At 38.7% G+C, this 24,944-nt stretch carries 19 protein-coding genes and 1 rRNA gene (1 of these 20 only partly in view); 13 read left to right on the top strand and 7 right to left on the bottom strand.

Going from position 1 to position 24,944, the window contains the following annotated elements:
- Positions 1-10: 10 nt before the first annotated feature.
- From IGJ53_RS12660 to IGJ53_RS12635, 6 genes are all read right to left on the bottom strand, one after another.
- The gene (locus IGJ53_RS12660; protein WP_010733459.1) at positions 11-847 is read right to left on the bottom strand and encodes a sugar phosphate isomerase/epimerase family protein; all 837 of its coding nucleotides are present in this window, start codon (positions 845-847) and stop codon (positions 11-13) included.
- Between the two features lies 1 nt (position 848).
- Positions 849-1,532: a rhamnogalacturonan acetylesterase gene (locus IGJ53_RS12655; RefSeq protein ID WP_259741492.1), complete on the bottom strand. Its 684-nt coding sequence runs from the start codon at positions 1,530-1,532 to the stop codon at positions 849-851.
- 158 nt (positions 1,533-1,690) lie between these two features.
- Entirely contained in the window at positions 1,691-3,085 is a 1,395-nt protein-coding gene (gene uxaC / locus IGJ53_RS12650; protein WP_259741493.1) for a glucuronate isomerase, read from the bottom strand.
- A gap of 38 nt (positions 3,086-3,123) precedes the next feature.
- The gene (locus tag IGJ53_RS12645; RefSeq protein ID WP_010733456.1) at positions 3,124-4,623 is read right to left on the bottom strand and encodes a UxaA family hydrolase; all 1,500 of its coding nucleotides are present in this window, start codon (positions 4,621-4,623) and stop codon (positions 3,124-3,126) included.
- Positions 4,616-6,037, bottom strand: a complete 1,422-nt coding sequence (locus tag IGJ53_RS12640; RefSeq protein ID WP_259741494.1) for a tagaturonate reductase — start codon at positions 6,035-6,037, stop codon at positions 4,616-4,618. The genes IGJ53_RS12645 and IGJ53_RS12640 overlap by 8 nt, the downstream gene beginning before the upstream one ends.
- 60 nt (positions 6,038-6,097) lie before the next feature.
- A complete protein-coding gene (locus tag IGJ53_RS12635) occupies positions 6,098-7,090 on the bottom strand; it encodes a LacI family DNA-binding transcriptional regulator (protein WP_259741495.1) in 993 nt (330 codons plus the stop codon).
- A gap of 231 nt (positions 7,091-7,321) precedes the next feature.
- Between IGJ53_RS12635 and IGJ53_RS12630 the strand changes: the two genes are divergently transcribed.
- Positions 7,322-9,520: a helix-turn-helix domain-containing protein gene (locus tag IGJ53_RS12630; RefSeq protein WP_010733453.1), complete on the top strand. Its 2,199-nt coding sequence runs from the start codon at positions 7,322-7,324 to the stop codon at positions 9,518-9,520.
- A gap of 354 nt (positions 9,521-9,874) precedes the next feature.
- Here the strand turns inward: IGJ53_RS12630 and IGJ53_RS12625 are convergent, their stop codons facing one another.
- Positions 9,875-10,747 (bottom strand): carbohydrate ABC transporter permease, encoded by an 873-nt coding sequence (locus IGJ53_RS12625; RefSeq protein WP_002329939.1) that lies wholly within the window; start codon positions 10,745-10,747, stop codon positions 9,875-9,877.
- Positions 10,748-11,044: 297 nt separating this feature from the next.
- On the opposite strand from IGJ53_RS12625, the gene IGJ53_RS12620 reads away from it, so the two are divergent.
- The 12 genes from IGJ53_RS12620 to IGJ53_RS12565 form a co-directional block, all read left to right on the top strand.
- Entirely contained in the window at positions 11,045-12,019 is a 975-nt protein-coding gene (locus IGJ53_RS12620) for an ABC transporter permease (protein ID WP_002286009.1), read from the top strand.
- A gap of 21 nt (positions 12,020-12,040) precedes the next feature.
- Positions 12,041-12,733 carry a YesL family protein gene (locus IGJ53_RS12615; RefSeq protein WP_002373238.1) on the top strand — a complete coding sequence of 231 codons (693 nt, stop codon included), beginning with the start codon at positions 12,041-12,043 and terminating at the stop codon, positions 12,731-12,733.
- Positions 12,699-14,207 carry an extracellular solute-binding protein gene (locus IGJ53_RS12610; protein WP_010733452.1) on the top strand — a complete coding sequence of 503 codons (1,509 nt, stop codon included), beginning with the start codon at positions 12,699-12,701 and terminating at the stop codon, positions 14,205-14,207. The genes IGJ53_RS12615 and IGJ53_RS12610 overlap by 35 nt, the downstream gene beginning before the upstream one ends.
- A 73-nt stretch (positions 14,208-14,280) precedes the next feature.
- The gene (locus tag IGJ53_RS12605; RefSeq protein ID WP_002310857.1) at positions 14,281-15,384 is read left to right on the top strand and encodes a glycoside hydrolase family 88/105 protein; all 1,104 of its coding nucleotides are present in this window, start codon (positions 14,281-14,283) and stop codon (positions 15,382-15,384) included.
- A gap of 2 nt (positions 15,385-15,386) precedes the next feature.
- On the top strand, positions 15,387-16,724 hold the full coding sequence (locus IGJ53_RS12600) for a glycoside hydrolase family 28 protein (RefSeq protein ID WP_002373241.1): 1,338 nt from the start codon (positions 15,387-15,389) through the stop codon (positions 16,722-16,724).
- A complete protein-coding gene (locus IGJ53_RS12595; protein ID WP_042957056.1) occupies positions 16,711-17,589 on the top strand; it encodes a dienelactone hydrolase family protein in 879 nt (292 codons plus the stop codon). Before IGJ53_RS12600 ends, IGJ53_RS12595 begins: the two co-directional genes overlap by 14 nt.
- Positions 17,586-18,509, top strand: coding sequence for a pectinesterase family protein (locus tag IGJ53_RS12590; protein ID WP_259741497.1), 924 nt, complete (start codon positions 17,586-17,588; stop codon positions 18,507-18,509). The genes IGJ53_RS12595 and IGJ53_RS12590 overlap by 4 nt, the downstream gene beginning before the upstream one ends.
- On the top strand, positions 18,506-18,916 hold the full coding sequence (locus tag IGJ53_RS12585; RefSeq protein ID WP_002373246.1) for a DUF4064 domain-containing protein: 411 nt from the start codon (positions 18,506-18,508) through the stop codon (positions 18,914-18,916). The genes IGJ53_RS12590 and IGJ53_RS12585 overlap by 4 nt, the downstream gene beginning before the upstream one ends.
- Positions 18,917-18,919: 3 nt before the next feature.
- Positions 18,920-20,488 carry a glycoside hydrolase family 43 protein gene (locus IGJ53_RS12580; RefSeq protein ID WP_259741498.1) on the top strand — a complete coding sequence of 523 codons (1,569 nt, stop codon included), beginning with the start codon at positions 18,920-18,922 and terminating at the stop codon, positions 20,486-20,488.
- Between the two features lie 240 nt (positions 20,489-20,728).
- Positions 20,729-22,147, top strand: a complete 1,419-nt coding sequence (locus tag IGJ53_RS12575; protein ID WP_002297765.1) for an MFS transporter — start codon at positions 20,729-20,731, stop codon at positions 22,145-22,147.
- An 11-nt stretch (positions 22,148-22,158) separates the two neighbouring features.
- Entirely contained in the window at positions 22,159-23,469 is a 1,311-nt protein-coding gene (locus tag IGJ53_RS12570) for a glycoside hydrolase family 28 protein (protein WP_438750394.1), read from the top strand.
- 522 nt (positions 23,470-23,991) lie between these two features.
- A 16S ribosomal RNA gene (locus tag IGJ53_RS12565) occupies positions 23,992-24,944 on the top strand; it runs 608 nt beyond the window's last position.

Genomic DNA, 24,944 nt, shown 5'->3' with positions numbered 1-24,944 from the left:
AATCTTCTCCTTAACAATCTTGGTAAATAAACTGCAAGTGTTCTATTGCTTCAGGAACATAAATCTCAGGAGTAGCTTCAAGCGTGGCGTACATTAGAGGACGCTCATATTTGATATAATGCAGTACCGGGCGGAAATCTAAACAGCCTTTGCCAACAGGAACCATGCGGATCTTTCCATTTTCCATGATGTAGTCTTTGAGATGAAGTGCTGTAATACAACCTTGTAAATTGTCCAAGGCACCTCGGATCACTTTCTCCTGATCAGCATGATTTTCTTTATGCATCAAATTCGCACAATCTAAAATAATTTTTAAATTTGGTGAAGCTACTTCATCGACTAAACGTTTGGCTAACTGATAGTTATAGATTGGATGATTGATCCCTGCTTCAACAGCAACAGTTACACCAAAATTTTCTGCATGAGCGACTAATTCAATGACAGAATTTCTAGCGATCTGATAAGCTTCTTCAGTAAAATTTTCTTTTGTGAAACCGACAGAGACACTACCGGTTTCCGTAGCAATCATCTTGGCTTGATAGGCAGAGCACAGAGTAATTTGCTGTTTGAAAGTTGCCAATGCTTGTGCACGAACTTCTTGATTTTTGCTGGATAGGTTGATATAGCATCCTAAAATGGAAAGTTCGATATTGTTTTTTTGGAAGTATTCACCAAAATAGGCAGCACTCCCAAGTGTCATGTCAGCTAATTTAAGTTGTTCAGGAAATGCTTTTTGCGGTGCAAATTGGATATGTGACAAGTGAAGCTGTGATACTTTTTGAACGATTTCTTCACGATTTCGAACATCTAGATCATGGGCACGGATGCCTAAATTTAATGGAAACATCTCAAACTCCTTTTTGTAAATAATCAGCAAGAGGCAGACGGGATTCTTTTATCAATTCAGCAATTATTCGGGCAACTTTATCAGCGCCTTCTGGACTAAAGTGGGTATTATCCTTTAGTCCCTCTGGGTAATTTTCACAACTGTTAGGCATAAGATGCAGATAGAATTTTTTTGTCTCTTCTTTTGAAAAGGTCTGGAAACATTCTTGTGATCTTGAGAAAACATCTAAAAGCGGAATATGGTGTTTCTCAGCAAATGCACGCATCGCTTTTGGATAGTCTCCAAGTATATCTGGGTTCAATGTTCCATTTTCTAAGTAATCTCGTCGCGTCACAGATGTCAGTAAGACCATGTGGACGTTCGCTTTTTTTGCGCATTCAAAAAATATCTGCAGATTTTTTAAATAGCTACCGAAGGGAAGCGTACCTCTTTCTTCTTGGATTTTCTGGTCGTTATGTCCAAATTGTACAAACAAGAAATCATTTGGCTGAAACTGTGAAGCTAAACGGACTAACCTTCCTTCCTGGATAAATGATTTGGTGCTGCGTCCATTCTTTGCTTGGTTATTGATCTGGATCTCAGGTGAAAAATAAGCAGAGATTTTTTCTCCCCAACCTGTCTCGGGACGCTTGTTTTCATCTTTTTCTGCCGCAGTAGAATCACCGGCAATATGGATAGTAGGCATGTTATCTCTTCTTTCATAAAGGTTTATAGGCAATGAAGCAGAACAGCAAGAGAAGAAGACGGAGCAAATTTGGTCCGTCTTCTTCTCTAAAACGTGGATAAACGGATTCCGTTATTTCGCTATCCTGTTTTTGATTCGTTACTGTTACTATTAATCAATTAGGCAAAAAAGCCAAAGTAATTTTTAGCATTTGTATAACTAATCGCTTGAACTAGACTTCCTAAAAGTTGTTCATCCTCAGGTGCTTCTCCTCGCATGACCATTTCGCCTAAAAATTCACAAAGAACACGACGGAAATATTCATGTCTAGTGTAAGAAAGGAAACTTCTTGAATCTGTCAGCATGCCGACAAAATTCCCCAAAGCACTACCATCAGCAAACTGTGTCAATTGATCGCGCATACCAGCTCGAGTATCGTTGTACCACCATCCAGAACCTAACTGCAGTTTTCCATTCTGTTCTTTTTGGAAACAGCCCATCAAAGCTAAAATCGCAGGGTAGTCATTTGGATTTAGTGAATAGAGGATCGTCTTTGGCAACTGATCCGTTTCTTCTGCACGATTCAATAATTTTTGCAGAGGAATAGTCAAAGAAAGATCATTCATTCCATCATAACCGGTATCGGGTCCTAATTTTTCCAACATTTGTGTATTACAATTACGATAAGCATGAATATGCAGCTGCATCGTCCAATTATGAGAATGATAGAAGTGGGTCAAACGTATCAGTGTTTCTGTACGATAAGCATCGATTTCATCTGAAGATAATAGTTTGTTAGCTCGTGCTTTTTGAAAAATCTCTTCTAATACTGTTTCATCCGCTTCTTTATAGCGTAAGGTATCTAAAGCGTGGTCGGAAACACGACATCCATGTTGATGGAAGTATTCTATCCGCTGTCCTAAGACTTCGATCAGTTCTTGATAGGTGGTGATCGTTTGGTCAGCTGCTTCTTCCAGTAGTGTGATCCATGCATTAAATCCTTCTTTTTCAATATTGAGTGCTTTATCTGGACGGAATGAAGGGAGAACTTTCAAATCTGGTTCTTCATGAGCAAGCAATTGATGATAGTGTAAGTCATCTGTTGGATCATCTGTCGTACAAATCACTTCTACATTTGATTTTTTCGCGATTTCCCGTCGACGGAAATCAGGAGTTGCCAAAATTTCATTTGCTTGTGCCCAAATTTTCTCTGCGTTTTCTTCATTTATCAATAAGTCAATATCGAAGAAACGCTTCAATTCAAGATGTGACCAACTGTAAAGCGGATTTCCGATAATTTTTGGTACGGTTTGACACCAAGCTAAAAATTTTTCAAAATCAGAAGCATTTCCTGTGATTTTTTCTTCAGGCACGCCGCAAGCTCGCATCAAACGCCATTTGTAATGATCGCCTCCTAACCAAGCTTCTGTCAGATTGCTGAAATTGTTGTTTTCGTAAATTTCTTTTGGATCTAAGTGACAGTGATAATCAATAATGGGCATATTTTTTGCGTAGGAATGATAAAGCTTTTTCGCCCAATCGTCTTTTAATAAAAAATCATCAGATAAAAACATAAATCTTCCTTCTTTCTTTTTATACTGTTTTATGAAAATCAAAGTGTTACTCCGTTTTTAAAAATGGCAATTTCTCGAACGTCATTTTGTTCATTTTTCGTTTCTTCTCCACTAGCTACAGCGATGATTTTTTGAACAAATGATTCTAAGATCACTTCCATTGGCTGGTCTAATAAGACGCCTGCATTAAAGTCCATCCAATGACCTTTGCGTTCAAAAAGAGTCGTATTCGTAGATACCTTGACCGTTGGGACATATGAGCCAAACGGAGTCCCTCTTCCTGTGGTAAACAAGACCAACTGGCAATCGGATGAAGCAAGAGCAGAGGCAGCTACAAGATCATTCCCGGGAGCTTGCAATAAACTAAGCCCTGGTTTTCTGATTTTTTCGCCATATTGCAGCACATCAACGACAGGAGAGCTTCCTGATTTTTGCGTGCAGCCTAAAGACTTATCTTCTAATGTAGTGATCCCACCTGCTTTATTACCAGGAGATGGGTTTTCGTAAACTGGTTCCCCGTAAGACAAGAAATACTGTTTGAAGTCATTGATCAAGTCAACGATTGAACCAAAAACTTTTTCATTTTCCGCTCGTGCCATCAATACTTGTTCTGCGCCAAACATTTCTGGCACTTCTGTTAAGATCGTGCTACCTCCTTGAGCAATCAAGTAATCAGAAAATGCACCAAGCAAAGGATTAGCAGTTATTCCCGATAGACCATCAGAACCGCCGCATTTCAAACCGACATTCAACTTAGAGAGCGGGACTGATATGCGCTGGTCGTTTTCGGCCGCAGTTAAAAGTTCTTCTAATAGAGCTACGCCTTGTTCGATCTCATCATAGACATCTTGAGCCACTAGAAATTTCACTCGTTCTTCATCATATTCACCTAAAATTTTTTTGAATTCAGGAACGGTATTGTTCTCGCAACCTAATCCAAACACTAAAACTCCGCCAGCATTTGGATGGTTTACTGCATCTGCTAAGATTTCTCGAGTATTTTGATGATCTTTTCCAAGCTGTGAACAGCCGTAGGGATGCTTTAAAATCGTAATATGGTCAAACTGTCCCAGATCCGGATGTTTTTCTTTGAACTGTTTGACGATCAGTTCAGCAATACCATTCACACACCCAACGGTAGGTACTAAGAACAAGTCATTACGAATCCCTACTTTTCCATTTTTTCGTAAGTAGCCTTGAAATGTTCGGTTCTCAAAAGGATAATGACTTGGATGGACATCTTTTTCATATCGATAATCCAATTCACCAGAAAGGTTGGTTTTTACATTATGAGTGTGCAGCCATTGACCGGCAGTTACGTCTGTCGTCACATGCCCGATTGGATAGCCATATTTGATTACGTTGTCTCCAGCTTTCAAATCACTCAATGCAATCTTGTGACCTTGCGGGATATCTTCAAGAGTGGTGATCGTTTGCTGATCAATCGTCAGTTGTGTTTGCTTTGGGATAGGTGTTAATGCGACAACAACACTGTCTCGTTGGTTTAGTTTCATTGTTGGTTGCAGGGTTTCAAGCATGGACCATCGTTCCTTTCATTTCTTGTAATACTGCTCGGACACCTTTTTGATCGATTTTTGTAGCCATTTCTTGAACAGTATCTGCCACATTCGGTAATTGAGACAAATCTTCTCCCCAAAGCGCAGCATTTTGCAATAATCGAAGAATAGCTGTTTCATTATCAGACCAAGCATCAGCAAATTCGTTTATTGTCTTTTCATCATCATGGGGCTTTACTTGATCGCCTCGATACATAAGAAGTAACGCAGCTAGTGAAACAGAGATTAGCGGTGGTACCTGATTTTTTTCTTCGATATACTTCTTGAAGACCGGAAGCAGACGGGTGCTGAATTTTGAAACACTATTTAATGAAATCGCTTCTAATTTGTGATGGGCAAAAGGATTCAAGAAACGTTCTTTGATTTGATCAGCATAAATGGCTGATTCATCTTTAGGTAAAGAAAGCATAGGAATCAATTCTAGATCGAATAGCTGATCAACATAAGCGGAGAATAAAGGATCTTTCATTACTTCTTCTACAGTTTCCAATTCCGCCAACAAAGCAAGAGGGACCATCGCTGTGTGCGGTCCATTAAGCAAATGCACCTTACGTTCACGATAAGGAGTCATATCATCTGTGATGATGACATTCAAGCCAGCCTGTTTGAATGGTAGTTGATTCTCCAACTCTTTAGGCCCTTCGATTACCCAAAGCATGAATGGTTCCGCTTTGACCATCAATTGATCTTCATAGTTATGTCGTTGATTGAAAACATCGGCATCCTCACGAGGATAACCTGGGACGATGCGGTCAACTAAACTACAACAGAAAACATTTTCTTTCTCTAACCACTCAATAAAAGCAGGTTCTAAATCCCATTTTTCTGCGTAGCGTAAAATGATTTCTTTTAGACGTTCACCGTTTCTGTCAATCAATTCACAAGGAATAATTGTAAAACCAGCTTTGTTTAATTCGAAACGTCGGTATAAAAAGGCTGTCAGTTTGCCCGGGAAGCTCTGTGGTGGCGTATCTGTTCGTTCATCAGTCTCCACAAATTGGATTCCTGCCTCTGTTGTATTGGAAACAATATAGGTCAAGTCGTCATTTTCTGCTAGAGAAAGATAAGCATCCCATTCATGATAAGGATTGATCATTTGTTCTACTATGGTGATAATCTCGGAAGTATCAACGATTTCGCCATTGCTGATTCCTTGTAAAATGACCGTGTATAAATTGTCTTGCTGGTTCATCATATTCCCAAGACCTTGTTCTAAAGGCTGAATGATGGCGACATTTCCTTTAAACAATTGTTGGTTATTCAGTTGCTGAATCTGCCAATCAACAAATCCGCGCATAAAATTGCCTTCGCCGAATTGAAGAACTTTTACGGGAGCCTCGTTTTTTTTCACTAATTCTTTTGTCAGTTTATTCATAGATTACTTCCTTTCTGTGTTGTGCACACGTTAACATTTTTATATAAAATTACTTGCAGTTTACAAGTAATTGATCGACTCACGAAGCATCAGTAAGGTGGAGAGCTCAATTTTAGATTGTTCGATCGGCCTGTCTTCAATCAAATCCAGTAAAAGCTTTGTTCCTACTTGACACATTTCTTTCAACGGTTTGTGTACTGTAGTAAGCGGTGGATTAAGATAGGAGACGACTGGAGAATCATCGAACCCAATCAGAGAAATGTTCTGGGGAACACGAAGACCAGCTGAATGCACAGCTCTCAATGCACCAATCGCTATGTCGTCGTTGCCACAAAAAACCAGAGTAGGCAGGTCAGAAAGCGATAATAGGTACTCCATGTTTTGGAGGCCGCTTTCTAAGCTGTAGTCTCCTGTTAAAAAATAGGCTGGATTGGCAGGGATGCTTGCTTTTTTTAGACTGTCCAATACACCTTTTTCCCGTTCTTTTGTCGAACGAAAGTTTTTCTTCCCACCAATATAAGCGATCTTCGTATGTCCGCACCCAATACCGTAATCTACTGCCTGCATAACACCGGCCGCATCATCGACAGTAACATTGATAACCGCTGGATCATTGATGTGACGATTGACAACGACGAAGGGAAACTCTTTTTCTTTTAGATAATCGATAAAAGGCTGATCTTCATCACTTTGACTCATAACGATTAGACCATCATAACGTTGCAAATTGATTTCTGTTAAATCAACAGCATCGATACTTTCGACAGATAAGCTGTAGTTTGTGTCCAACACTGAATGGATACCTGCAATGGAATCTGCTAGGAAATTTGATGAAGTTCCTTTATGCAAACTTGAGAAAAACAGCCCGATCAGATATTTTTTTTGATTTACTAAACCTTTTGCACTATAGTTCGGCGAATAATTCATTTCCTTAGCTAGTTTCCGTATTTTTTGTTTTGTTTCATTTTTGATTAAACTGCTGTTATTCAAAGCACGAGAAACTGTCGTATGAGAAACACCAGCTGCTTTAGCGATATCTTTGATCGTTACCATTCCATCATTTTCCTTACTTTTTCACTTTTTGTTAACGCATTCATCATATTACGATAACTACGATAAGTCAATAGATCTTTGGTATGAAAAGATTGCACACGTTAAAAATTACTTGGATTTTTATTTTTAATTATGCTATTCTTAAAAGCGGGGAATGCTCATTTAATTAGATGAGTATCAATTTTACAGAAAAATGAAAGCCTTTTATTTAAAAGGAAAGAGAGGAAGAAAATGAAGAAAAGTACAGTATTTTATAAAATATTTTTACCGATGTTTTTATTAGGAGCCGTACTTGTCATAGGATTTAGTTTATTCATTTATCAGAATACCTATGAGTCGATCGAATCGAGTTATTTAACAGATAAAAAAAATCTGCTCAGGCAAGTCAAAACGAACGTTGAATGGAAAATCAGAACGATCGAATATTCGTTTTCTACGTATGGTTCGACCAAAAATTTCTCGGATATATTCAAGCATCCGCTGACATATACAAATTACTCCACTTATTCTGAAATCAGGAAAGAACTAAACTTTATAGAAACAATTGTTATGGATGATAATAATTATGATTTAGTCAGTTTAGCTGGTAAATGGGGAGTAATCAATGGATCGTTGAATCAACTGACCGAAGAGGAAGTTGAAAGGTATCAACAGAAGTACATAAATAACAAAGATAATTTATTTTGGCAAAAGAAAAACAAAGGAATCGAAATGGTGATTCCTTTGCCAATGTTTGAAAAAGAAAAATATGCATTGGGAATTGCTACGATAGAGAAACATACAATAGAACAAGTTGTTGGTGAAAGTGGAGAAGATATACTTTCTATTGAAAACGAAGATGGGAAGCTTTTTTCTACACAGAAAGTAAAAGAAGAAGGGCAGCCAGATGCATTAGCGGATGTGGATCTAGATTACAACCAGTTGAAAGTGATAAGAGAAAATGGGACATCCTATATCGTACTGAAATCAGATTATAATAATTGGATTTACAGATTAGAAGTTGATTCTAGTGCAATTGGAGCAACGATTCGCAATCTGAGAATCGGGTTAGTTGCAGTGTCTTTGACGCTAGTAGGACTGATCGGTCTCCTTTCCTATTTATTTTCGGACAGATTTGCTCGTCCAATTTCTCAAATTCAGGAACGTTTGAATCTTAAATCAAAAGGATTCAGCGGGAAAGAACTAGATTTGGTCGCTCAATCAGTCAGTCGGATCATAGGAGAAAAAGAAGCGTTAAGTGCACACTTAGTTACCCAAAAGCCGCAACTGGAAACGCTATTTGTACTTAGTTTATTTAGAAATCGAGTAGAAAGGCGAGAACTAGATCAGCGGTTGCAGCAATTTGGTTATAGTTCTCAAAATGACTGCTATTATACAGCTTTGGTTCAAATCGATCTGTTAGAAGATAGTCACGGTGGGGAGCGTGATTTGCTACTTTTAGCGATCAACAACATGATCACGGAAATTGTGCCAAAGGAAAATCGAATGCTGCCGATCGTTTTAAATGAAGAAATGCAAGCCACTATTTATCGAATGGATAAAGATGATGCAGATGCAAGCAAAAAAGTCATGGAGTATTGCCGACTCATTCAAAAACGTGTAAAAGAATACTTGAAATTAACTGTGAGTATAGGTATCAGTAATCGGTTCGAAACGCTGAATGAAAGTAAGCAATCGGTTGACCGAGCAAAAGAAGCCCTGTATTATCGTGTAAATACTGGTCCGAGTTCGATCATATTTTATCAGGAAATTGTTCCTGCTGCGCATGAAAAAACGCTTATTAGATACCCAGTAGAAGAACAGAATCGATTGTTTGAAGCTATTCGTTCCGGAAATCAGGAAGTAAGGAAGTTGGTACATGAATTAATTAATGCATTGTTCGCACAAAATAAAAATCCTCTGAGCCGAGAAGTAGTTTCGGTCCGTTTGATCAATGAACTTGTTCAATTAGGTCAGTTATTGGGAGTAGATTCAAAAAATTTTGATAACATGAAACAAATCTATGTAAAAGCATTGAACAATTATCATCCTAAAGAGCTAGAAAAACTTGTTTTAGAACAATTAGTCTTGCCAATCACAGAATGTTCTCAAGCAATCACTGATCATGAATTTAAAAATCTTTCGGAGAATATCATGCACATCGTCTATACAGAATATGACCGTGATCTATCTCTAGATGTGATTGCTGATAGGTTGCACTATAACCCTAATTATTTAAGCAATGTATTTAAAAAGGAAACAGGAGAAAAATTTGGTGATTTCGTTCAAAATCATCGTCTAGAGGTAGCGAAAAAGTGGTTGAAAGAGACCAACCTCTCTGTGAAAGATATTGCAGAAAAACTGCAATATCGAAATCCGCAAAATTTTATTCGTTTCTTCAAAAAGAAGGAATCGATCACTCCGGGAGAATATCGAAAAAAATATTTGTGAAACAAGAGGCTGTTTTTCTTGTGGTCTGATTCAAGCAATAAAAGAGGACAGCGAAAAACAGCATTTCATGTTTTGTGGCTGGCTGATTTTATTGCCGCAGAATCAATAAGATAAACGCCGTTTAATCAAGAGGCTGTTTTTCTTGTGATCTGATTCAAGCAATAAAAGAAAGGTGAATAACCTTAGTATTTGTCTTTATGGATAGTTAAATTTCAAGGCTAAGCACGCAAAAAGGACTGTGACCAAAGCTTTGTCACAGTCCTTTTTTGCGAATAAACGGTGTTCAAGAGACAGCTTATAAACAATAAGGCTGAACGTCTCTTTCACAACCTCCATTTTATGTTCCATACATAATCAACCTTTAACAGAACCTACGAGTGCGCCTTTGACAAAGTATTTCTGAACAAAAGGATAAGCAATCAGCATAGGGACTGTTGCAATAACGATAACAGCCATTTTAACTGTTTGTGCTGGTGGAATCACATCAACGGCACTACTTTCTGCTTGCATCCCGCTTGATACAATGACGATCTGACGTAAAAGAATCTGTATCGGCCATTTAGATGAATCGTTGATATATAAAATAGCGGTCATATAAGTGTTCCAGTAAGTAACAGCATAAAAAAGTGAGATAGTAGCAATAGACGGTAACGCTAATGGTAGCATGATTTTGAAAAATACACCAAAATCTGTACAACCATCCATTTTTGCCGATTCTTCCAAACTATCCGGCAAGGCTTGGAAAAAGTTTCTCATAATGATCATGTTCATTGCATTAACAGCTACAGGTAAGATCATTGCCCAATAAGAATTGACCAGTCCCAGAGAACGAACAACCAAGAATGTGGGAATCATTCCCCCGCTGAACAACATAGAAAATACAACAAGAAAGTTGACGAATCCTCGACCAAACAAGTACTTTCTGGAAAGCCCGTATGCCATCAGTGAAGTTGCGCACATGCTGACGATCGTTCCAACCCCGGTAACGCCAATCGAAACAGCAAGTGCTCTAAAAATAGTTGGCGTAGATAGAATATAGCGATACGCGTCTAGAGAAAAGGTGGTAGGGAAAAGGATAAATTTTTTCGCGACGACTTCTTGTGTAGAAGCGAAAGATGTAGCGATGATATTTAAAAAAGGCACGATACAGATCAAAGCTAGCAAGATCAGAAACGTATTGTTGAAAAATGTAAAACTTCTTTCTCCTATAGAGACTTTCTTTTTCATATAGATAGGCTCCTCCTCAAAATAAATTAAAAGTTCTGTTTCTATGTATTCAATTTATCATCGGTGAAAGATTACGTATATAATCATTTCCTACGTTAAGTGTCAGATAGAAAAAAATAGAATAGTTAGTAGGCGTATCTTATTTGTGAAGAAATACACTTTTGTATTTTGTGAGTATAAAAATCATTGTTGTGTAAGCGTTTTTATATGCGATAAAAATGATTATATACGTAATTCGGATAGTTATCTATCATAAAGACATAAGCAGCAAACATTCACAAAACTAAGGAGGGGCTTATGGAAAGTGTAAAGAAACAAGAACCATTTCAACTGACGCTATCGAAAAAAGAAGAAAAGCTCAGAAGACGAAAAAAAATAATTGCAGGAATCAAAACGAATAAATTTTTATACGTGATGATTCTGCCGGGGGTCCTTTATTTCCTGATCTTTAGGTATCTTCCTATGGGAGGGCTCGTTATTGCTTTTCAGGATTATCAACCATTTTTAGGGATAATGGGCAGTCCTTGGGTGGGATTCAAACATTTCATTCGTTTGTTTACAGAGCCGACTTTCTTTACTTTATTAAGGAATACTTTGATCTTGTTCGGGTTAAATATCTTCGTGTTTTTTCCGATGCCAATTATTTTGTCCCTACTATTAAACGAAGTAACGAACAAGCGACTGAAAAATGGGATTCAAACGATCATTTATATCCCTCATTTCATGTCTTGGGTAATTATCGTTTCGATTACTTATGTATTTTTGAACGTTGACGGAGGGGTATTGAATGAATTCCTTGCAACGATGGGATTTGAAAAAATCAGTTTTCTGACATCTCCTGAGTGGACACGAACAGTCTATATTGGACAAGTAATCTGGAAAGAGTTGGGCTGGTCTACGATCATCTACCTTTCAGCGATCACTGCAGTAGATACACAGTTATATGAAGCAGCTGAAATGGATGGAGCAGGACGCTTGCGAAAAACATGGCATGTTACATTACCGGCGATTCGTCCAGTAATCATTACCTTGCTGATTCTAAAAATCGGTCAGACACTGGACTTAGGTTTCGAGCATATGTACTTGTTATTGAATTCATTGAATCGAAGTGTTGCAGAAATTTTCGACACCTATATTTATACAGCTGGATTAAAGAATGGACAATTAAGTTTCAGTACAGCAATGGGATTGTTTAAAGGGGTCGTAGGATTATTCATGGTAATTTTAGCTAATAAGATCGCCAAAAAGCTAGGAGAAGACGGCGTTTACTAATTTAGAAAGAGAGGGAAAGACATGCTGCAGTCATTAGATAAAATAAATGGAAGGCTAAATCGTATTTTACAGTTGGTTTATTTGAATTTTCTGTGGGGTGGTTTAGTCATTGCAGGACTAGGGATTTTTACTTTTGGTCCTGCATCTTATGCAATGGTTGCAGTGATTAGAAAATGGCTGCGCACAAAAGAAACATTTCCTTTGACGAAAACGTACTTCTCATATTTTAAAGAAAACTATCGTGAAACCTTACTGATGAGCTGGATATACGGTGTCATCGGAATTGTTTTACTTGTGGATCTTTCTTTCATACACAATTGGTATCTTAGAATCGCTTTGTATATTGCTGCGTTCATGTATTTGCTCTCAGCACTCTATATTTTCCCAATCATGGCTCACTATGATTGGAAAGGATATTTTTTCAAAATGAAAATGGCATTTTTGTTCGGATTCTCTCATCTTCATTATTCATTAGTGTTGATCCTAAGTATGGTGGGGATTTACCTGATGATCATCCAAACAATGCCAGGTGTTTTAACCTTTATCGGTGGCAGTCTCTTCTTTTCCGCAGTCACGTGGACAGCAAATTCTATATTTTGTCATTTGGAATGGAAGAACTCATATACAGAAAAAACAGAAGAAAACAAAAATATCATTAAAACAGTGAAGGAGAAAATTTATGAAAAAAGCAACGCTCGTAAAATTAGGTCTTAGTTTTGCAGGAATTCTAGCACTTGCCGCATGCGGCAACAGTTCAAACAACAGTTCTTCAGAGACAGAAGATGGGAAAGCAAAAATCACTTGGTTGAATATTTTACACCATGCTTCACCACCAACTGACACAATCGTGAACCTAATCGAAGAAAAAACCGATACGGAACTTACATTCAATTGGATTCCTGATGCTTCAAAAGAAGAAAGACTGACAACTGCATTGGCTTCTGACGAACTAGGAGATATCGTTACACTTCAAATTGCTATGCTGAAAAACTCTTCTGTCCGAAATGCGTTGAAATCAGGCGTATTCTGGGATGTATCGGAATATTTAAAAGACTATAAAAACTTAAGTCAAATCTCTGAGGATAGGATCGAAGCTGCAAGTATCGACGGAGCACTGTATGGCGTGCCAATGCAAAAGGACTATGCTCGTGCTGGTTTAGTCATTCGAAAAGACTGGTTGGATAATCTTGGATTAGATGTTCCAACTACGATGGATGAACTTTACGAAGTAGCTAAACAATTTACAGAAAACGATCCAGATGGAAATGGTGTGGATGATACAGTTGGTTTTGGTGATCGTGCGCCTAGTGATATTCGTTATACCAGCTTTAAGCTGTTCACTTCTTATTTTGGAGCACCGAATGGTTGGGCTGTAGACGATAATGGCAAATTCACTCCAGAATTTGATACAGAAGAATACATGAAAGCGTTGAACTTCTCAAGAGATCTATTTGAGAATGGCTATTTAGCTCAAGACTTTGCGGTTACTCAAAAAACGGACCAACAAGAACAATTTGCACAAGGAAGAACAGGAATCTACACTGGAATGGTGGACATCAAGAACTTGAAGACAATGGGACAAGGCATTCAAGATGATATGGAATTAGTCCCTGTAAACAAGATCTCAGATGGTGAAGGCGGCGGCTATCATGTTTGGTCAGAAGGAAATGGTATTGGCGGTTTGCTAGCATTCCCTAAATCCCAAGTAAAAGACGAAGCACAATTGAAGAAATTACTGCAATTTGTTGATGATCTTCTAGAAGAAGATATGTATAAATTGATGACTGGTGGTATTGAAGGAACGCATTATGAATTGAATGATGATGGTTCTATTGAATTTATCGATATGGATCTTTGGCAACAAGAAGTGCAACCGCTATCAAGTTCTCGGCCTAGTGAAGTGACGTTCTCTTTCAAAGATGCAGATCCTGAAAAAGAATTGTCGAATCAATTGATCAAAGAAAACGAAGAATTCGCTGTAATGGATCCTTCTGTGCCATTGGATTCACCGACGAACAATGAAGTAGGATCAGAAATTGAAAAAATCGTCATTGATGCTACGGTGCAATACATCATGGGACAGCTTGACGAAGAAGGATTCAAGAAAGCTGTAGAAGACTGGAAAGCACAGGGAGGCGATCGAATCACACAAGAGTACGAGGAAGCATACAAAGCAGCGGCACAGTAATATAGACGATTGGGACAAATACTTCTTGGTATTTGTCCCAAATCCTATTTTAATTTTTAAAGGAGAGCAAATAATGGAAAACTGGTCAAAGAAATTAGCAAAAAGCATCATGGAAAGAACACCTCGCTTATATGAAGAAAAGTGGTATAAAGGAAAATGGTCTTATGACTATGGTGTCGTACTTAAAGGGTTCCAATTACTTTGGGAACAAACCCAAGAAAAAATTTATTTTGATTTCATAAAAGACAATATCGACTATTTCGTGCAAGAAGATGGAACGATCCGTGGCTACAGCGTTGAAGAATACAATATCGACCATGTAAATACAGGAAAGCTTTTCTTTTTATTGTACAAAGAAACAGGCGAAGAAAAATATAAAAAAGCAGCAGAACTCCTTTCCCAGCAGTTGGCAAACCATCCACGCACATCCGAAGGGGCTTTTTGGCATAAAGAAATTTATCCTTATCAAATTTGGTTAGATGGATTATATATGGGCTCACCTTTTTATGCTGAATTTATCCAGAATTTTAGTGAGGAAAAAGATTACCAAGATGTCTTGAGACAGTTTGAAATCAGCTATAAACATTTATTCGATCCAAAAACAAATTTACTGATCCATGCATGGGATGAAAAGAAAGTCCAACCATGGGCTGATCCAGAAACAGGTTTATCTCATCATTTCTGGAGTCGGTCGATTGGCTGGTATCTGATGGCTGCGGCAGATACCTATGAATTGCTTCATGCGGAAACGGATTGTTCTTTGCTGAAGGAAATTTTAGAAAAGACATTGACCGCATTACTTCCGTATCAAGAAGAAAACAGTGGGACATGGTATCAAGTAACAACAGAAACAAAACGGAAAGGAAATTATCTGGAAGCTTCTGGCAGCAGTATGTTTGTTTACGCAATGGCTAAAGGGATACGCTTAGGCTTGCTGAACAAAGAAGAGTGGCTGCCGCAAGTGAAAAAATCTCATCAAGGACTACTCGATGAATTTGTTCTTGAAACAAAAGAAGGCTGGTTGAACTTGAACAAAAACTGTCAAGTAGCAGGGTTAGGCGGAGCAGAGCAGCGAGATGGTTCATACGCTTACTACATCAGTGAGCCGATTATTTGTAATGATCAAAAAGGTGTCGGTGCATTCTTGCAAGCATTGATCGAAGTGGAGGCATTATAAATATGTATGATATTTTGACATTTGGTGCATCAATTGATGAATTGAATACTGAAGCAATACAACAAGCGATTGATGCAGCAGCAAGCGCAGGTGGTGGGACCGTAGTTGTGCCAGCAGGTGAATTTTTAACAGGGGCTTTATTTTTAAAAAGCAATGTAGAACTTCATTTGAGCGCAGGGGCGGTTTTGAAATTCTCTGACGATCCAAAAGATTATCCTATTGTTCATTCACGTTGGGAAGGAGTCCATCGAAAAGTCTATGCTTCCTGTATCTATGCTCAAAATGTAGAGAACATCTCTGTCACTGGTTTCGGTACATTAGATGGAAATGGAAAAAAATGGTGGCATACTTTCCGAAACGAACCAGATAATCTGGCTTATCCTCGTCCTAAATTGATGAGTTTCCATAACTGCCATCGAATCACTGTGAAAGATATCAAACTGATCCAGTCACCAAGTTGGACGATCAACCCAATTCTTTGTAGCAACGCGACGTTTGACAACTTGACGATTTTGAACCCCGCGGATTCACCAAATACAGACGGAATCGATCCAGAATCCTGCAAAAATGTGCGTATTAGTAATTGCCATATTGACGTGGGAGATGACTGTATCGCAATCAAAGCAGGGACTGAAGATACGTACGAAAGGATCGCTTGTGAAAATATCACGATCACAAATTGTACGATGGTCCATGGACACGGTGGGGTCGTGTTAGGAAGTGAAATGAGTGGCAGTATACGTAATATTACCATTTCAAATTGTATCTTCCAAGAAACTGATCGAGGAATACGATTGAAATCTAGACGAGGTCGAGGCGGGATCGTTGAAGATATTCGAGTATCCAATATAGTCATGGATAATGTGATGTGTCCATTTATACTGAATCTTTATTATTTCTGCGGTCCGCGAGGAAAAGAACCATATGTATGGGAAAAAACGGCTTATCCGATAGATGAGCGGACACCAGCATTCAGAAGGATCCATTTTTCGAATATCACGGCAAGGAATGTCCATGCTTCTGCAGGATTTATTTATGGATTAGCAGAACAGTTTATACAAGAAATCACATTTGACAATATTGATGTTTCAATGGCCCAAGATGCAGTTCCCGGTGTCCCTGCTATGATGACAGGGATAGAGGAAATGAGCAAGCAAGGATTTTACATTGGTTTTGCGGATAAGGTTTCCTTTAATCAAATGACGATTGAGAATCATGAAGGACCAGCATTTCTATTAGAAAATACGAAAGAAATCAGTATTGAGAAATTCCGGTCAACTCAATCGGAAAATATGGATGAGCTGGTTGTTCGTAAAAACTTTGCTTATGCAGTTGAATGACTTTTTAGGTGATCCATCTAGTAGACTTACTCCTACTGGAAAGCGATTATACCGAGAAAAACAAAATGGGTTTATGCTTGAATATTATCAACTGTACTTAAATGAATTGGAAACAGTACCAGCACTTTATGCTTACCCGGAGAAAGAAGGACCGTTTCCGACGGTCCTTTACCTGCATTCTCACGGCGGAGATTTTTCAGTCGGGAAAAGTGAATTGATCCATGGTGCTCCTTACTTAGCTTCTCCATCTTTTGCAGAAGTACTGACAGGAATGGGATATGCTGTTTGGTCGATTGATGCTTGGGGATTTGAAGAACGCGGAGGTATTTCCGAAAGTGAGTTGTTCAAACAATTTTTATTAACAGGAAAAACGTTATGGGGAATGCGTATTTATGATGTGATCAGCTTGATCGATTATTTGGAGACAAGGGAAGACACAGATACTCAACGGATTGCAACGATTGGTCTTTCTATGGGAGGCTTATTAAGCTGGTGGGTGGCGGCATTGGATTCTCGTGTCAAAGTTTGTATTGATCTAGCGGCACAGGTGGACATCGAAACACTTTTGCTACATCGTCGCCTAGATCATCATGGGTTTTATTACTATGTGCCCAACCTACTGACAGCTTATACAACGTTAGCAATCCAAGAAAAAATCGCTCCGCGCCCTCGTCTTAGCTTAGTTGGAAAAAACGATACGATGTGCTTGGACGAAGGCGTACTGAAGCTGAGAAAAGGGCTGGACAAAAAGTATCGATCAATGGGTAGTCCAGAAAACTTTTCTTCTTTTTCTTTAACAGGCGGTCATATGGAAACACAAGAAATGAGAAACATTTGGAAACAATTCATAAGGGAGCATTTATGAGGATGAAAGACAAACTGATAATTGGAAAAAATTCTATAGATATCCCGACGGATTTTGAAACTATCCAAGAAGGAATCGATTATTTGGCAGGCCTGCCGGATAGCCATCCAAAGGTCTTGATAGTAAAAGAAGGAAGATATGATGAATATATAGAAAGCAGATTATCCAATTTTAAACTTGTGGGAACAGGAACAGTAGTGATCTCCGGTAATCGTTTTGCAAAACAGGAGTATCTTGACGGTAGCCAGTTAGGGACTTTCCGAAGTGCTACTTTTTTCTTAGAAGGATCGAATGTCGTATTAGAAAATCTTCACATCGAAAATACAGCAGGTCCAGGAGAAAAAGTAGGTCAAGCTGTTGCTTTATTCAATTCAGGAGATCGCGTATTATTAAAAAACTGTCGACTAACTGGTTATCAGGATACTTTATGCACGGGTCCGTTGCCTGACTTGCAAAAAGATGGTACGCCTTTTTGTACACCGGCTTCTGCCAATCCTGATTATTGTCGTCAGACCTATGAATATTGCTGGATTGAAGGAACGGTGGATTTCATATTTGGTGGGGCAGATGCAGTTTTTCGCCAGTGCCGTATCCATAGCTTAGCCAGTAAAAATCCTGGATACATCACAGCAGCATCTACGCCAAAAAATCAAAAATCAGGGTATCGTTTTGAAAGCTGTACCTTGACTGCAGAGCCTGATACTAAAAACGTCTATTTAGGAAGACCGTGGCGCCCGTATGCAAATGTCGTGTTTGAAGCGTGTAAGATAGGTGGGCATGTTCACCCAACTGGTTGGGATAATTGGGATGACAAGAAAAATGAACAGACTGCCAAATTCTCTGAACGAAATAACAATTATGAAACACCAATCAAAAGACCTGAATGGATCTATTTAGAAAAGCAGGGGGTTCTGAAATGAAAAGAAAATGGGAACTATTGCTAGGAATGATCGGTGGCAGCCTATCTCTGATTTTCTTTGGCGGATTAGCAGTTACTTTAAGTAATATGTCTGCGTCAGAGTTTAAAAAAAGTTATCAGTCGCTTGCTGTCGATCATCCAACTTTGTCTTTAGAAAATACATTTGAGCTATTACAGGACATGACTGGTCTGTTTGCCGTTGTGTTGTTTATTTCACTTGCTTTTTTAGCAGTAGCACTATTTTTGACGGCTAAAGGAAAATACTTAACAACTGCCACTGGCTTGTATTTTATAACAGGAGTTATATTGTTGGTCGGCACTCAGTTTATTGCGTTTCCTTTTGCATTTTTTTATTTTGCCGCTGGGGCATTCAGTTTGTATCGAGTAAGAATGAGAAAGGAAGCCTGAATCATGCAGACTATCAAAGTGAAAAATCCTATTTTAAGAGGGTTCAATCCAGATCCTAATATTTTAAGAGCGAAAGACCGATATTATATTATTGTCTCCTCTTTTGAATGGCTTCCAGGAATTCGAGTATATGAGTCGAAGAATTTAGTCAATTGGTCACATACAACGGATATTTTGACCACTCAAGTATCTTTGCAAGGAAATCCTACAAACGGAAGCATATGGGCACCGCAAATCAGTTATGCTGATGGATTGTTCTATCTTGTTTACACAGAGGTCAAAAGTGCAGGCCGTCCGTTTAAAGATGTCCACAATTACTTGATTACTGCATCTGAGATCACAGGACCTTGGTCCGAACCGATTTATTTAAATAGTAACGGCTTTGATCCTTCTTTGTTTCATGATTTGGAAACAGGAAAAAAATGGCTTGTCAATGAATTATGGGATTATCGTCTGGACACACCGAATAAATCCAGCGGTATCGTATTGCAAGAATATGATGCAGAGAAGAAGAAGCTTGATGGTCCCATCTATAAAATATTTGCAGGTACAGAATTAGCGAAAACGGAGGCACCGCATTTGTATTTTCGTAACGGGTATTATTATTTGATGACGGCAGAAGGCGGTACAGGAAGAGGACATTCAGTCACAGTCTGCCGAGCAAAGAATATTACTGGTCCTTACGAGCTTGATCCTGGTTTTCCTATGCTGACAGCTAGTGACAAACCTGCTTCTACATTGCAATGTACAGGACATGGGAGCTTAGTACAAACCCCGTCAGGAAAATGGTACATGACATATCTTTGTACCAGACCATTAAACGGTGCGGCTATTTTGGGAAGAGAAACCGCTATCCAAGAAGTGTATTGGACGTCCGACGATTGGTTAAGGCTTAAAGATAACCAGACAACTCCAATGGAAGAAATAACGATTGAGACGAATGAAGAGGTACAACAAGAGAGAAATCATCAGTTTATGGATACATTCGAAGGAGAGCTAAAAAAGAACTGGAATGCCAGACGTATTTTGCCAAGGGCTGATTGGTGTGATACAAAAACTAGACCTAGTTTTTTACGACTGATTGCCGGTGAATCTCTTCAATCTACCTTTGACCATCACTTATTAGCTATTCGTCAAACGGATTTTACTTTTGATGCGGAGACAGCATTTGAATATACACCTAATAATTTTAATCAGATGGCTGGGCTGGTATTGTACTTAAATGAATCCAATTATATTTATTGCTATGTTACTTGGGATGAGAACAAGGGAAAATGTCTTCGTATGATAGAATCAGAAAACGGAGTTGCACAAATAGAAGATTGGAGGATTCCACTCAAAGAAAAGAAGACTTTCTTGAAAGTAGCCGTAAAGAAAGAGACAGCACAGTTTTATTTGAAAGACGCACCATCTGAAGAATGGAAGGAAGTAGGTCTACAAAAAAACATGTGTATACTCTCAGGTGGATTTACGGGGAATTTTATCGGGATAGTCGTACATGATTTAAATAGAAAAAGAGGAAGTTATGCTGACTTTGAATTTTTTAAGTATGATGGAAAAGATCATGAATGACCTAGCTCTCTAATAAATAGAGATTCACTAACTTGTTTTTGCTAGTTAGTGAATCTTTTTGTTTATCTATGATGTTATGAAAATAATATTAATGCCCTTTTCTGCCAATGTTTTTAAACGTATTTTTGTTTTTTCTCTGTCAAGATAGTGCAATAAAAAGTCAATATTGTGAATATCAAAACAAGAAAAAAAGAGTTATAATTTTGAAAACGTTTACTATAAGGGGTAGGAGGAATTCAAATGCTTTCACAAAATGCTGTTACAGCAAATACAGTAAAAAAAGAAAAAAAGGAATTTGGGATTTCCGATAAGATAGGCTACATGTTCGGTGATTTAGGTAACTGTTTTATTTTAGGTTTGGTCAATAGTTTCTTGATGATTTATTACACGAATGTTCTTGGTGTTTCAGGAGCAATCGTAGGTACGTTATTCTTGATTTCTAGAATTTTGGATGCGTTTGCTGATGTGATGGTTGGAAGATTATGCGATGTCTCAGAGTTAACAGAAGCTGGCCGATTTATTCCTTGGATCAGAAAAATGAAATATCCATTTTGCTTAGTGACAGTCATTTTGTTTTTACCATTCGTCCAACATCTTCCAATGACGGTGAAGATTGCATATATTTTTGTTTCATATATTGTTTATGGTATTTTTCTGTCAACAATCAATATACCTTACGGAGCAATGGCAGCAGCCATTAGTTCAAATCCTAATGACCGCACCTCGTTATCCACATTCCGAAGCATTGGTTCTGCGATTGGCGGGTCAACTACAGGGTTCTTTATCCCGATTTTAATGTACACCCATAACAAGAGTGGGCAGCAAGTCGTTTCGGGGAATCATTTCTTTTGGATTTCCATCGGATGTGCGGCAATTGCATTTGTCGCATACATGCTGACTTGTAAATTGACTACTGAACGAGTAAGAGTTGTCAAAAATGAAAAAGTGTCTGCTTCTCAGTTGGTAAAAGGTTTGTTGGCTAACCGAGCACTGATTATTTTAGTCATTGTTGACATTTTCATTGTGATCAATCAGATTTTAGCTGGGACGAATATGACTTATTTGTTTAATGATTACTTCCATAATAAACAAGCAATGTCTGTTGCTCTTTTATTTACTTACGGAACAGTAGTGGTTTTAGCACCATTTGCTACAAAGCTGACAAAATTATTTGGTAAAAAGGAAGCAAGCGTATTTGCGTTACTCGCTTCTTCATGTATGTACTTGCTGATGTATTTCCTTCATATAACAAATGCATGGGTATATCTGATTCTTTTATTTATTGCTACTTTAGGATCTGGTTTATTCAATTTGATGGTCTGGGCATTCATTACTGACGTGATTGACTATCATCAATATAAGACAGGCTTAAGAGAAGATGGAACAGTATACGGAGTGAATTCTTTTGCGAGAAAAGTAGGACAAGCATGCGCAGGAGCAGTCGGCGGATTTATGCTAGCACTCATTGGTTACCAATCATCTACAACAGGTGGAGCCATCCAATCAGTTTTAGTACAAGAAAGAATTTATACGATGGCAAACTTGCTACCAGCATTCTGTTTATTTGTATCCGCAATCATTTTATTAGTAGGGTATCCGCTGAATCGTTCGAAAACTGTGTTTATTGGTGAAGAATTAAAAAAAATCAATGAAAGATAAGGAGAAAAGTGTTGCAGACAAAAAAAGAGTTCATCAATGCTTTAGATTTTATAACAAACGACATTCATCAAGATGATACAGTAATGCTGCAAAAGGCAATCAATCAAGGTGCAAAAGAACACTTGCCCGTATTTATTCCAAAAGGTATTTATTTAGTCGGTGCACTTTTTTTAAAAGATAAGAGCCATCTCATCTTCGAAGAAGGGGCTGTTCTCAAGGGAAAAACAGAGATCGAAGCATTTCCAGAGATTGATACACGAGTTGCTGGAATAGAAATGAAATGGCCAGCAGCGATTTTGAATGTTCTCTCAGCAAAAGATATTCTTATAGAAGGAAAAGGAATAATTGACGGACAAGGAGAGCATTGGTGGGAACTATATTGGGGGAAAGACCAAAAAAGCGGAACAAGAGCTGAATATGATCGAAAGAGACTGCGTTGGATTGCAGATTATGCTATTAAGCGTCCGCGCGCGTGTTTACTGTATCATGCAGAACATGTTGTCATTCGTGATTTGATTTTTCAAAAATCAGGTTTTTGGAACCTGCAAATCACTTATTCTAACGATGTATTAGTAGAAAAAGTAATCATCCGTCATAATGATGGGCCAAGTACAGATGGGATTGATATTGATTCTTCAACAGATGTGCGTATCTATGAATGTGATTTGGCCTGTGGTGATGATTGTATCGCTATTAAATCTGGCAGGGACGGCAACGGTGCAAGAGTCAATCGAAAATCATCAAGAATCGAGATTGCAAGATGTACCATTCGTTCAGGTTACGGTGTAACTATTGGTAGCGAAGTTAGTGCTGGAGTTAGTGATGTGTATATTCATGATATCGATTTTTTTCAGTCAGACTGTGGTATTCGAATGAAATCTTCAAGAGAAAGAGGGGGAGTGATTGAAAATATCAGGGTAGAAAACCTGAATATGATGGATGTACAATTTCCGTTTTCTTGGATAATGGACTGGCATAATGAATATAATAGAAAAAATAGCAATGGCCTTGAACGAATGCCAGAAAGTTGGCAAGCAGTGGCTGAAGAAATACCTGAATCAAAACAAATGACAAAAGTCAGAGACATACATGTCAAAAATGTACAGGCAAGTCTTTCTCCAGGCTATCCACTTCCTTCTCGGGCTTTTGACTTGGTAGCATTTCCTGAAAAACCTATAGAAGATGTCTGCTTTACTCATTGTACAATAACTGCAAAAGAATTTGGACGAATCGAAGCAGTTCAAAACTTATGTTTCGAAAGCTGTATCCTATCAATAGAAACAGGGAACACAGTTGCAAACAATACTTTTGACAATCGTTGAAATTATAATAAGGTCAAGCTAAAATATTATTTTAGCTTGACCTTTATTTTTTTTAATGATATATTAAACAACGTTGTCGCATCTAATTGAAACATTTTGTGAAAATTCCAAAAAAGAGTTGACACATGTTTTTAGACGTGATAAGATAACTGAGTCGTTAAAAAAGAACAGCTTGCGAAGCTTGATTCTATCGAAAAAAACTTCAAAAAAGTTCTTGACAAATAACAAACGATAAGTTATGATGAATGAGTTGCTGAAAGATTTCGAAAAACGAAATCGAAAAAACTTTTAAAAAAGAGTTGACAATCACTTGTTACTCTGATATGATATAAAAGTTGCTACGGCAGCCAAAACAAGTCGGAGAAGCACTTCCGATGAAGTAGACCTTTGAAAACTGAACAAAGTAAGACAAACCAAATGTGTAGGGCGTCTTGATTCAATTCAAGACAACAAACATTTTTAACAAGCAAGCAATATGCTAGCAAACAAATTGAGCTTAACAATCGTAAGATTGTTCGAACTTTTTATGAGAGTTTGATCCTGGCTCAGGACGAACGCTGGCGGCGTGCCTAATACATGCAAGTCGTACGCTTCTTTTTCCACCGGAGCTTGCTCCACCGGGAAAAGAAGAGTGGCGAACGGGTGAGTAACACGTGGGTAACCTGCCCATCAGAAGGGGATAACACTTGGAAACAGGTGCTAATACCGTATAACAATCGAAACCGCATGGTTTTGATTTGAAAGGCGCTTTCGGGTGTCGCTGATGGATGGACCCGCGGTGCATTAGCTAGTTGGTGAGGTAACGGCTCACCAAGGCCACGATGCATAGCCGACCTGAGAGGGTGATCGGCCACATTGGGACTGAGACACGGCCCAAACTCCTACGGGAGGCAGCAGTAGGGAATCTTCGGCAATGGACGAAAGTCTGACCGAGCAACGCCGCGTGAGTGAAGAAGGTTTTCGGATCGTAAAACTCTGTTGTTAGAGAAGAACAAGGATGAGAGTAACTGTTCATCCCTTGACGGTATCTAACCAGAAAGCCACGGCTAACTACGTGCCAGCAGCCGCGGTAATACGTAGGTGGCAAGCGTTGTCCGGATTTATTGGGCGTAAAGCGAGCGCAGGCGGTTTCTTAAGTCTGATGTGAAAGCCCCCGGCTCAACCGGGGAGGGTCATTGGAAACTGGGAGACTTGAGTGCAGAAGAGGAGAGTGGAATTCCATGTGTAGCGGTGAAATGCGTAGATATATGGAGGAACACCAGTGGCGAAGGCGGCTCTCTGGTCTGTAACTGACGCTGAGGCTCGAAAGCGTGGGGAGCAAACAGGATTAGATACCCTGGTAGTCCACGCCGTAAACGATGAGTGCTAAGTGTTGGAGGGTTTCCGCCCTTCAGTGCTGCAGCTAACGCATTAAGCACTCCGCCTGGGGAGTACGACCGCAAGGTTGAAACTCAAAGGAATTGACGGGGGCCCGC

Origin of the sequence: Enterococcus sp. DIV1283b (genome assembly GCF_051710965.1) — a bacterium.
GTDB lineage: Bacteria > Bacillota > Bacilli > Lactobacillales > Enterococcaceae > Enterococcus_B > Enterococcus_B lactis.
The sequence above is the reverse complement of the archived record's forward strand: the minus strand, read 5'-3'. Positions and strand labels throughout refer to the sequence as shown.